The organism is Pseudodonghicola xiamenensis DSM 18339 (assembly GCF_000429365.1).
GTDB lineage: Bacteria > Pseudomonadota > Alphaproteobacteria > Rhodobacterales > Rhodobacteraceae > Pseudodonghicola > Pseudodonghicola xiamenensis.
Map to the genome: position 1 here is coordinate 50743 of NZ_AUBS01000027.1, position 7420 is coordinate 58162.

Annotated in this window: 10 protein-coding genes and 1 tRNA gene; 5 read left to right on the forward strand and 6 right to left on the reverse strand. The window is 64.1% G+C overall.

Annotated elements, in window-relative coordinates; genetic code table 11:
* Nucleotides 1-2: 2 nt before the first annotated feature.
* Nucleotides 3-584: a PA14 domain-containing protein gene (locus tag G455_RS0116945; protein ID WP_028094783.1), complete on the reverse strand. Its 582-nt coding sequence runs from the start codon at nt 582-584 to the stop codon at nt 3-5.
* Between the two features lie 94 nt (nt 585-678).
* Nucleotides 679-1131 (reverse strand): Lrp/AsnC family transcriptional regulator, encoded by a 453-nt coding sequence (locus G455_RS0116950; RefSeq protein ID WP_028094784.1) that lies wholly within the window; start codon nt 1129-1131, stop codon nt 679-681.
* 73 nt (nt 1132-1204) lie between these two features.
* On the opposite strand from G455_RS0116950, the gene G455_RS0116955 reads away from it, so the two are divergent.
* On the forward strand, nt 1205-1801 hold the full coding sequence (locus G455_RS0116955) for a LysE family translocator (RefSeq protein WP_028094785.1): 597 nt from the start codon (nt 1205-1207) through the stop codon (nt 1799-1801).
* Between the two features lie 188 nt (nt 1802-1989).
* Nucleotides 1990-2952, forward strand: a complete 963-nt coding sequence (locus tag G455_RS0116960; RefSeq protein WP_028094786.1) for an acetyl-CoA carboxylase carboxyltransferase subunit alpha — start codon at nt 1990-1992, stop codon at nt 2950-2952.
* Between the two features lie 95 nt (nt 2953-3047).
* Here the strand turns inward: G455_RS0116960 and G455_RS0116965 are convergent, their stop codons facing one another.
* The 3 genes from G455_RS0116965 to G455_RS0116975 form a co-directional block, all read right to left on the reverse strand.
* Entirely contained in the window at nt 3048-4277 is a 1230-nt protein-coding gene (locus G455_RS0116965) for a lytic murein transglycosylase (RefSeq protein WP_028094787.1), read from the reverse strand.
* Nucleotides 4278-4446: 169 nt separating this feature from the next.
* On the reverse strand, nt 4447-5097 hold the full coding sequence (locus G455_RS0116970) for a GntR family transcriptional regulator (RefSeq protein ID WP_035366931.1): 651 nt from the start codon (nt 5095-5097) through the stop codon (nt 4447-4449).
* Nucleotides 5098-5145: 48 nt separating this feature from the next.
* The gene (locus tag G455_RS0116975; protein ID WP_028094789.1) at nt 5146-5832 is read right to left on the reverse strand and encodes a M48 family metallopeptidase; all 687 of its coding nucleotides are present in this window, start codon (nt 5830-5832) and stop codon (nt 5146-5148) included.
* A gap of 113 nt (nt 5833-5945) precedes the next feature.
* Here G455_RS0116975 and G455_RS0116980 point away from each other — a divergent pair, with 113 nt between their 5' ends.
* The 3 genes from G455_RS0116980 (at nt 5946) to G455_RS24475 (ending at nt 7133) form a co-directional block, all read left to right on the forward strand.
* Complete coding sequence (locus G455_RS0116980; protein WP_028094790.1) at nt 5946-6278, forward strand: TIGR02300 family protein; 333 nt, start codon at nt 5946-5948, stop codon at nt 6276-6278.
* A 174-nt stretch (nt 6279-6452) separates the two neighbouring features.
* A tRNA-Ala gene (locus G455_RS0116985) sits at nt 6453-6528 on the forward strand.
* Nucleotides 6529-6695: 167 nt separating this feature from the next.
* Entirely contained in the window at nt 6696-7133 is a 438-nt protein-coding gene (locus tag G455_RS24475) for an AAA family ATPase (RefSeq protein WP_084437114.1), read from the forward strand.
* Here the strand turns inward: G455_RS24475 and G455_RS0116995 are convergent.
* Nucleotides 7134-7420, reverse strand: a 287-nt coding sequence (locus tag G455_RS0116995; RefSeq protein WP_028094791.1) for a transposase, incomplete at its 5' end; no start/stop codon positions are given.

Genomic DNA, 7420 nt, shown 5'->3' on the forward strand with positions numbered 1-7420 from the left:
ACCTATTTCCAGCCGAGCACCTCGTTCGGCACCCATTTCAGCTTTTGCCCCGACTTGCCCCATTTCATCATCAGGCAGGAGCTGCCGTATTTCTGGAAATAGGCGAATTTCAGCGGATACCAGCCCGCCTTGGGCACTTGCACCTCGACCCGCTGGTTGGCCTCGCAACCCTGGCGCCCGTCGAAATCGCCCACCAGGGCCCCGCCGATCTGCGCATTGATCCCGTCGTTTGACCAGGTTTCGATCTCATAGACACCGGGAGCGTCGAAACGAATGAAACCGGTAATGTCGGCAGCGACATTATAGGGATACTTATGGGTCAGCACCGGATCGCCTTCATCCGTGTCCCGGTAATCAAGCCCCCGCAGCGGCTGGCCCGGCTTGGCCGAATTCAGCATCTGCATCGCCATCGACATGCTCTGAATCTTCTGCGGCGGCGGGCCGAGATAAGCATATTTCACCGCCAGCCCCGCCTTCAATCCAGTGGGCTGCGGCTCCGCCGGGGTCAGTTTCAACGGCGCGGCGACGGCTCCCGCCGCCCCCAGGCCCCAAGCGGCCAACGCCGCGACACTCGCGATTTTCATCAAAACACCTCTCCTCGCACCCGGCCACCCCGGGTCTGACGATCCTTGGAGCCTAGGCAGACCAAAGCTGTCGGACAAGCCCCTTGCACCACGCTCAGGCGCGTAAGTCCTTGGGTGACTCCATCACCACATAGGAGGTGATCGAGGTGACATGCGGCAGAGTGCCCAGCACATCAGTGTGGAACCGCTTGTAAGACGGGAGATCGGCACATTCGACGCGCAGCAGATATTCGATGGTGCCGGTGACATTGTGGCACTCGACCACCTCCGGCGCCTGCGCCACCGCGCGTTCAAACGCCTCTTGCGCCGCCTTGCTATGCTCGCCCAGCCCGACCGCCAGATAGGCGACAAAGCCGATCCCCATCGCCGCCGGTTGCAGCACCGCACGATAGCCAGCGATGACACCGGCCCGTTCCAGCTCCTGCACACGGCGCAGACAGGCCGAGGGCGACAACCCCACCCGCTCAGCCAGATCGAGATTGCTGATCCGCCCATCGCGCGTCAGCTCTCGCAATATCCGGCGGTTTATCTGATCCATCTTCGCCATTAGTTGCGCAACTTCTGTAATCATTCGACAAAACGCAATTTAATTCCGGCATTCATCCGCAAGATTTCGCACCATGACTTACGATCTCTTCCTTGCCCTGGCGCTCTTCGCCCTCGCCTCTTCGATCACCCCGGGGCCCAACAACCTGATGCTGATGGCCTCGGGTGCCAATTTCGGCTTTCGCCGCACCCTGCCGCATATGCTGGGGATCGGGCTGGGCTTCACCTTCATGGTGCTGCTGGTCGGCGCCGGACTGGCGCAGGTGTTCGACGCCGTGCCCTACAGCTATACGGGCCTCAAGATTGTCTCGGTCGTCTATCTGCTCTGGCTCGCCTGGAAGATCGCCCATGCTGCCCCGATCCAGACCGGAGAGGCCGCCGGCCGCCCCTTCACCTTTCTGCAGGCGGCCGCCTTTCAGTGGGTCAACCCAAAGGCCTGGGCGATGGCGCTGACCGCGATCAGCGCCTATACGCCGGATCATTCGACCGCCGCAGTCGCTCTGGTCGCACTGACCTTCGGGGCGATCAACCTGCCTTCGGTCAGCACTTGGACTGTTCTGGGCCAGCAGATGGCCCGGCTGCTGACCAATCCGCGCCGGCTGACGGCCTTTAACTGGACCATGGCGGCACTGCTGGTGGCCTCGCTCTATCCGGTGCTGCGGGCCGGTTGAAACCGTGCAAGACCACGCCCCCGCAAAATCCGGTTGCCGTGGCGTTCAGACACCACTGATCCGCCCCGGGACCGCCGCGAAGTCGTCGCCATAGCCCCCAAACAACTCTTGCCGAGTTGCATCTGCGCGGTCGCAGGGTCATATAGCGCCTGCAACAACGCGCATGTGGTTCCGCAGCGAGAGGCCCGATGACCCAATATCTGGATTTCGAAAAACCCCTGGCCGAAATCGAAGGCAAGGCCGAAGAGCTGCGTGCGCTCGCCCGTGCCAACGAAGAGATGGATGTCGAGGAAGAGGCAAGCGCCCTCGACGCCAAGGCTGAAAAGATGCTGGCCGACCTCTATCAGACCCTGACACCCTGGCGAAAATGTCAGGTGGCACGCCATCCTCAGCGACCGCATTGCCGTGATTACATCGAAGCGCTGTTCACCGAATTCACCCCGCTGGCCGGCGATCGGAACTTTGCCGACGATCACGCGGTGATGGGGGGGCTTGCCCGTTTCGACGACAAGCCGGTGATGGTGATCGGCCAGGAAAAGGGCGACGACACCAAGGGGCGCATCCTGCACAACTTCGGCATGGCCCGCCCTGAAGGTTATCGCAAGGCGGTCCGCCTGATGGAAATGGCCGACAAGTTCGGCCTGCCGGTGATCACCCTGGTCGACACCCCCGGCGCCTACCCCGGCAAGGGCGCAGAGGAGCGCGGCCAATCCGAGGCGATCGCGCGCTCGACCGAGAAATGCCTGCAGATCGGCGTGCCGCTGATCTCGGTCATCGTCGGAGAGGGCGGCTCGGGCGGCGCCGTGGCGCTGGCCTCCGCCGACCGCGTGGCGATGCTGGAACATTCGGTCTATTCGGTGATCACGCCGGAAGGCTGCGCCTCGATTCTCTGGAAGAACGCCGAAAAGATGCGTGAGGCGGCCGAGGCGATGCGCATCACCGCGCAAGATCTGCTCAAGCTCAAGGTGGTGGACCGGGTGATCCCCGAGCCCCTCGGCGGCGCCCATCGCGCCCGCGAGGCCGCTATCGCCGCGGTAGGCGACACCCTGCGCGCCATGCTGACCGAGATGGCCGACAAGAAGCCCAAAGAGCTGATCAAAGAGCGTCGGCAGAAATTCCTCGACATCGGCAGCAAGGGGCTGGCGGCCTAAGCCCGCGGCTCAGGCCCCACGCGACACTCCGACAGCGAGGCCGCACGCCGCGCCTTGCCAAGGCCGCCGGCGCAGGGGGCGCTCAGCCCCTGCCGCTATCCGCCCAGTCGCCGCAACAACGCCACCGAGGGCTCTCCCGTCACGCCAAGTCCCTGCCGTCGCTGATAACCGGCAATCGCGGCACGGGTCTTGTCGCCGATCACCCCATCGGCCCCTTCCGTATCGAAGCCCGCCCGGGTCAACCGCTGTTGCAACGCCTTGCGATCCGCCAGAGTCAACCCATTGGCATCCGGAGGGAAGGTTCCGCGCAGACGCCTGCCCCCGGCGATCCGATCGGACAGATGGCCGATCCCCAGCCCGTATTTCTCGGAATTGTTATAGCGCAGGATCACCTGGAAGTTGCGATAGACCAGAAAGGCCGGCGCATTCAGCCCGGCAGGGGCCAGCACCGATGCGGAGCCATGATCGGGCAGAATCCCCCCCGCCGCCGGCCGCACCCCCAACGCCCGCCAGGCGGCAACACTGCGCTCCTTCCCGCGCCCAGTCAGCCCGGCATCGAACCCCTGCGGCAGCGCCACTTCCAGCCCCCAGGGCTGGCCGTGCCGCCAGCCCGAGCGCGACAGATAAGCAGCCGCCGAGGCCAGCGCGTCGCTGGGATCTGCATCCCAGATATCGCGCCGCCCGTCGCCGGTGAAATCCACCGCATAGGCCAGATAGGTCGTCGGGATGAATTGCGTGTGCCCCATCGCGCCGGCCCAGCTTCCGGTCATCCGTTCGGGGCTGACATCCCCCGCCTGCAGGATCTTCAGCGCCGCCATTAATTGGCTTTCGAAAAACGCACCACGGCGGCCATCATAGGCCAGCGTCGACAGCGCCGAAATCACCGGCACATCGCCGCGCCGCGCGCCATAGCGGCTTTCCAGCCCCCAGACGGCACAGACCACCTGCGCCTCGACACCATAGCGATCCTCGATCCGCCGCAGCAACGCCCCATGGCGCGACATCATCGCCCGGCCGGTCGAAACCCGCTCGTCCGAGGCCGCGATCGCCAGATAATCCTCCAGTGATCGGGTGAATTCGGTCTGGTTACGGTCCCGCTCGATCACCCCCGGCAAATAGCCGGCACCGCGAAAGGCGCGCACCATCACCTGCGGTGAAATCCCCCGTGCCGCCGCCCGGTCGCGAAATCCCACGACCCAGGCATCATAGGCCGGGTTCGACACGGGGCGCATCGCTGGCGCCGCCGTCTGCAATACCCCGCCCGAACAGGCCGACAGCGCCCCTGCCGCCGCCGTCAGACCGAACACCCGCCGCGTCATCTTCATCATCAGCCCGTCTCCTCACGTGATTTTGACGCAAGCTAGCGCAAATCCACCAAGCCCCCAAGCCGGTGACCGTGCTGATTGCCCCGGCTGCGCAACAAGGCGCCGCCGCCTTGCCTTTTTCTGGCTGGAAATATCCCCGCCGGAGGCTCGCCCCCCAACGGGGGCGATCTCAGCGCGCCAGCAGCCTCAGCCCCTGGGTCACGTCAGAGCGCACCGCCAGCCGCAACCCCGGCTCATCGCCTGCCTTCAGCGCGGCAATGATCAACCGATGGAAATGCGGCGGTTCGGTTCGGTTCAATCGGCCATAAAGCGCCCGCATCGTCGGGCCGAGCTGCAGCCACACGGTTTCCACGATGGCCAGCATCGCCGGCGCCTGGGCCCGCAGGTAAAGCGTGCGGTGAAATTCCAGATTGGACCGGATGTACCCCACCGCATCACGCTTCTGTACCCGTTCGGCAATCACAGCATTTATGCTGGTCAGCCGGTCGATCAACGCCATATGCGCCCGCGGCAATGCCCGGCTGGCCAGCTCGACCTCAAGAAGCGCCCGCAACGCCGCCAGCTCCTCGATCCGCTCCGGCCCGAGATCCGGGGTAGAGACACGCCCTGAGCTCGACAGCAGCAGCGCCCCCTCGGCCACCAGACGCCGCACCGCCTCGCGCGCCGGCGTCATCGACACCTCGAATTCCCGACCGATCCCGCGCAGGGTCAGAGCGGTGCCCGGGGCGATCTCGCCATGCATGATACGGGACCGAAGCGTGCGATAGACCCGGTCATGCGCGGCAAGCAACGGGTCCGAGGTGCGGGACTGGATCAACATGCTCCCATGTGATCACAAAGCCCGCCGCCGTCAAGCGGCCCCGCGCGGTCAGCCGGAGAAACGATAGCGGTGCAGTTCTCCGCCATGGGCCCGCAACCATTGCCGAGGCGCCTCATAGGGCCCGTAAATCCGCCCCACCTGTGCCCAGAAGGCTGGTGAATGGTTCATCTCTGCCAGATGCGCCACCTCATGCGCGGCGACATAGCTCAGCACCTCCGGCGGCGCCAAGATCAACCGCCAGGAATACATCAGCGCCCCCTGCGACGAACACGACCCCCAGCGCGAGCGGGTATCCCGAAGGGTGATCCGGCTATAACTCCGGCCCAGCCGCCGCGCATAATCGTCCGAGGCCGCGGCCAGACGATCCCGTGCCAGCTCCTTCAGCCAGGATTGCAGCCGCATCGCCACCGCCGGCCCCGGCACTGCAATCCGATCGGCCATCAGCACCAGCCGCCGCCCGTCCGCCGGTACGATCTGCCGCATCGCCCCTTCGATCGGTATCTCGGCACCGATGGCGATATCGACATCCTCGCTCCGCGCCTCCAGATGCTGGCGAATCCAGGCTTCCTTTTCGCGCGCGAAGGCCAGCGCCTCCGCCTCGGGAACGCGGGCAGGCAGGGTCAGCGTCACCCGCCCGTCAAGCTGAGAAATCCGCAGGCTGATCCGCCGCGCCCGGGCCGAGCGGCGCAGGGTCAGGGCCACCGGCGGCGCTCCATCCAGAAAATACTCACTCATCCGTTCGAAACCCGGGATCGCAAAGGCTTTGACAGTGTCTACCTCATATGGCAGGTGCACGGAATCGTCGACACGACTCAGCAGATATCAGCAGATAATCGAGGGGATTTCACATGCCCAAGGAAGAATGGGGTGTAAAGCGCGTTTGCCCGACCACCGGCAAGCGTTTCTACGACCTGAACAAGAATCCGATCATCAGCCCCTACACGGGCGAGATCGTCGAACTTGATGTCGGCAAGAGCCGAATGATCGCCGCCGATGCCGAAGACGCAGCGACCCTGAAGGCCAAGGCCCGTTCGGTAGACGACGAGGATGTCGTTCTGGATGATGACGACGATGCGGTCGACATGGATCTCGGCGATGATGTTCTCGATGACGAGGACGACGAGGACAATGTTTCGCTCGACGACATCGCCGATATGTCCTCGGACGACGACGAGTCGTAACCAGCCCGGGGCGGACGCAACCAGGCGCCCGCCCCCGCTGCCACCGCTGTTTTCAGACGGTTTTGCAGCCCACGAAAAAATCCCCCCAACAGATGATTTTTTCGCTTGAACATCCCGGCGCCGTTCCGTAAATGACGCCCACACCGCCGGAGACGGCACGCTGGCAACAGCGACGGGGCCTTAGCTCAGCTGGGAGAGCGCTTGCATGGCATGCAAGAGGTCAGGGGTTCGATCCCCCTAGGCTCCACCAAATTCTCTTTGAAAAGCACCAGATAGTTCTGCCTTTCTCGTCAGATGATTTGCCTCTGCCGAGCGGACCAGTGCTGTTTTCCCTACGAAAATCCATGCTGCTTCGATCCGCGCCCTTGGCGTGTCGATCGCTTTGCAGCCCCCCCCTTTCACCATCGAGGATGGCCCATGAGCGACCATTTCTTCGTCGTGACGGGCGGCCCTGGTGCGGGCAAGACCAGCCTCATCACCGAACTCGCCCGCCGCGGCTTTCATACGATCCCCGAATCCGGCCGCGCGATCATTCGCGAGGAGATGGCCCGCGGCGGAGACGCCCTCCCTTGGGCGGATCGCGTGGCTTATGCCGAACGGATGCTTGAACGCGATCTCCGCGCCTACGAGGACGCTCAAGCACTCTCAGGCCCCGTGATCTTCGACCGGGGCATTCCCGATATAATGGGATACTTGACCCTCTGCGGCCTCCCAGTGCCGCCCCACATCGCTGCAGCAGCCAAGGCAGCCCGCTACAACGTCCGCGTCTTCCTGACACCCTACTGGGATGAGATCTTCACACAGGACATCGAGCGCAAGCAGACCGAGATATGCGCAGAAGTTGGTGACGCCTGATCAGGCGGCGATTTGAACGTGGCGGAGGCCGTCGCGGAACTCAACCCCTTGGATGATTTCGGGCAGGCGGTTCCGGCCGTCGAGTTTGCGCCATTTTGCCTGCGCTGACATCATCAGCTTGAATGCCATGGCCAGTCCGGTCTTGCGGCTGAGGCAGCCCTTGGTGCGTTTCGTGCGATGCCGGACGGTGGCAAAGGTGCTTTCGATCGGGTTTGACGTGCGGATGTGCTTCCAGTGTTCGGCCGGGTAGTCGTAGAAGGTCAGCAGCGCGTCCCGGTCCTTGACCA

Bases quoted from the DNA above. Each gene is read 5' to 3' on its own strand.
- G455_RS0116945 (WP_028094783.1), bottom strand. From the start codon at position 584: ATGAAAATCGCGAGTGTCGCGGCGTTGGCCGCTTGGGGCCTGGGGGCG.
- G455_RS0116950 (WP_028094784.1), bottom strand. From the start codon at position 1,131: ATGGCGAAGATGGATCAGATAAACCGCCGGATATTGCGAGAGCTGACG.
- G455_RS0116955 (WP_028094785.1), top strand. From the start codon at position 1,205: ATGACTTACGATCTCTTCCTTGCCCTGGCGCTCTTCGCCCTCGCCTCT.
- G455_RS0116960 (WP_028094786.1), top strand. From the start codon at position 1,990: ATGACCCAATATCTGGATTTCGAAAAACCCCTGGCCGAAATCGAAGGC.
- G455_RS0116965 (WP_028094787.1), bottom strand. From the start codon at position 4,277: ATGAAGATGACGCGGCGGGTGTTCGGTCTGACGGCGGCGGCAGGGGCG.
- G455_RS0116970 (WP_035366931.1), bottom strand. From the start codon at position 5,097: ATGTTGATCCAGTCCCGCACCTCGGACCCGTTGCTTGCCGCGCATGAC.
- G455_RS0116975 (WP_028094789.1), bottom strand. From the start codon at position 5,832: ATGAGTGAGTATTTTCTGGATGGAGCGCCGCCGGTGGCCCTGACCCTG.
- G455_RS0116980 (WP_028094790.1), top strand. From the start codon at position 5,946: ATGCCCAAGGAAGAATGGGGTGTAAAGCGCGTTTGCCCGACCACCGGC.
- G455_RS24475 (WP_084437114.1), top strand. From the start codon at position 6,696: ATGAGCGACCATTTCTTCGTCGTGACGGGCGGCCCTGGTGCGGGCAAG.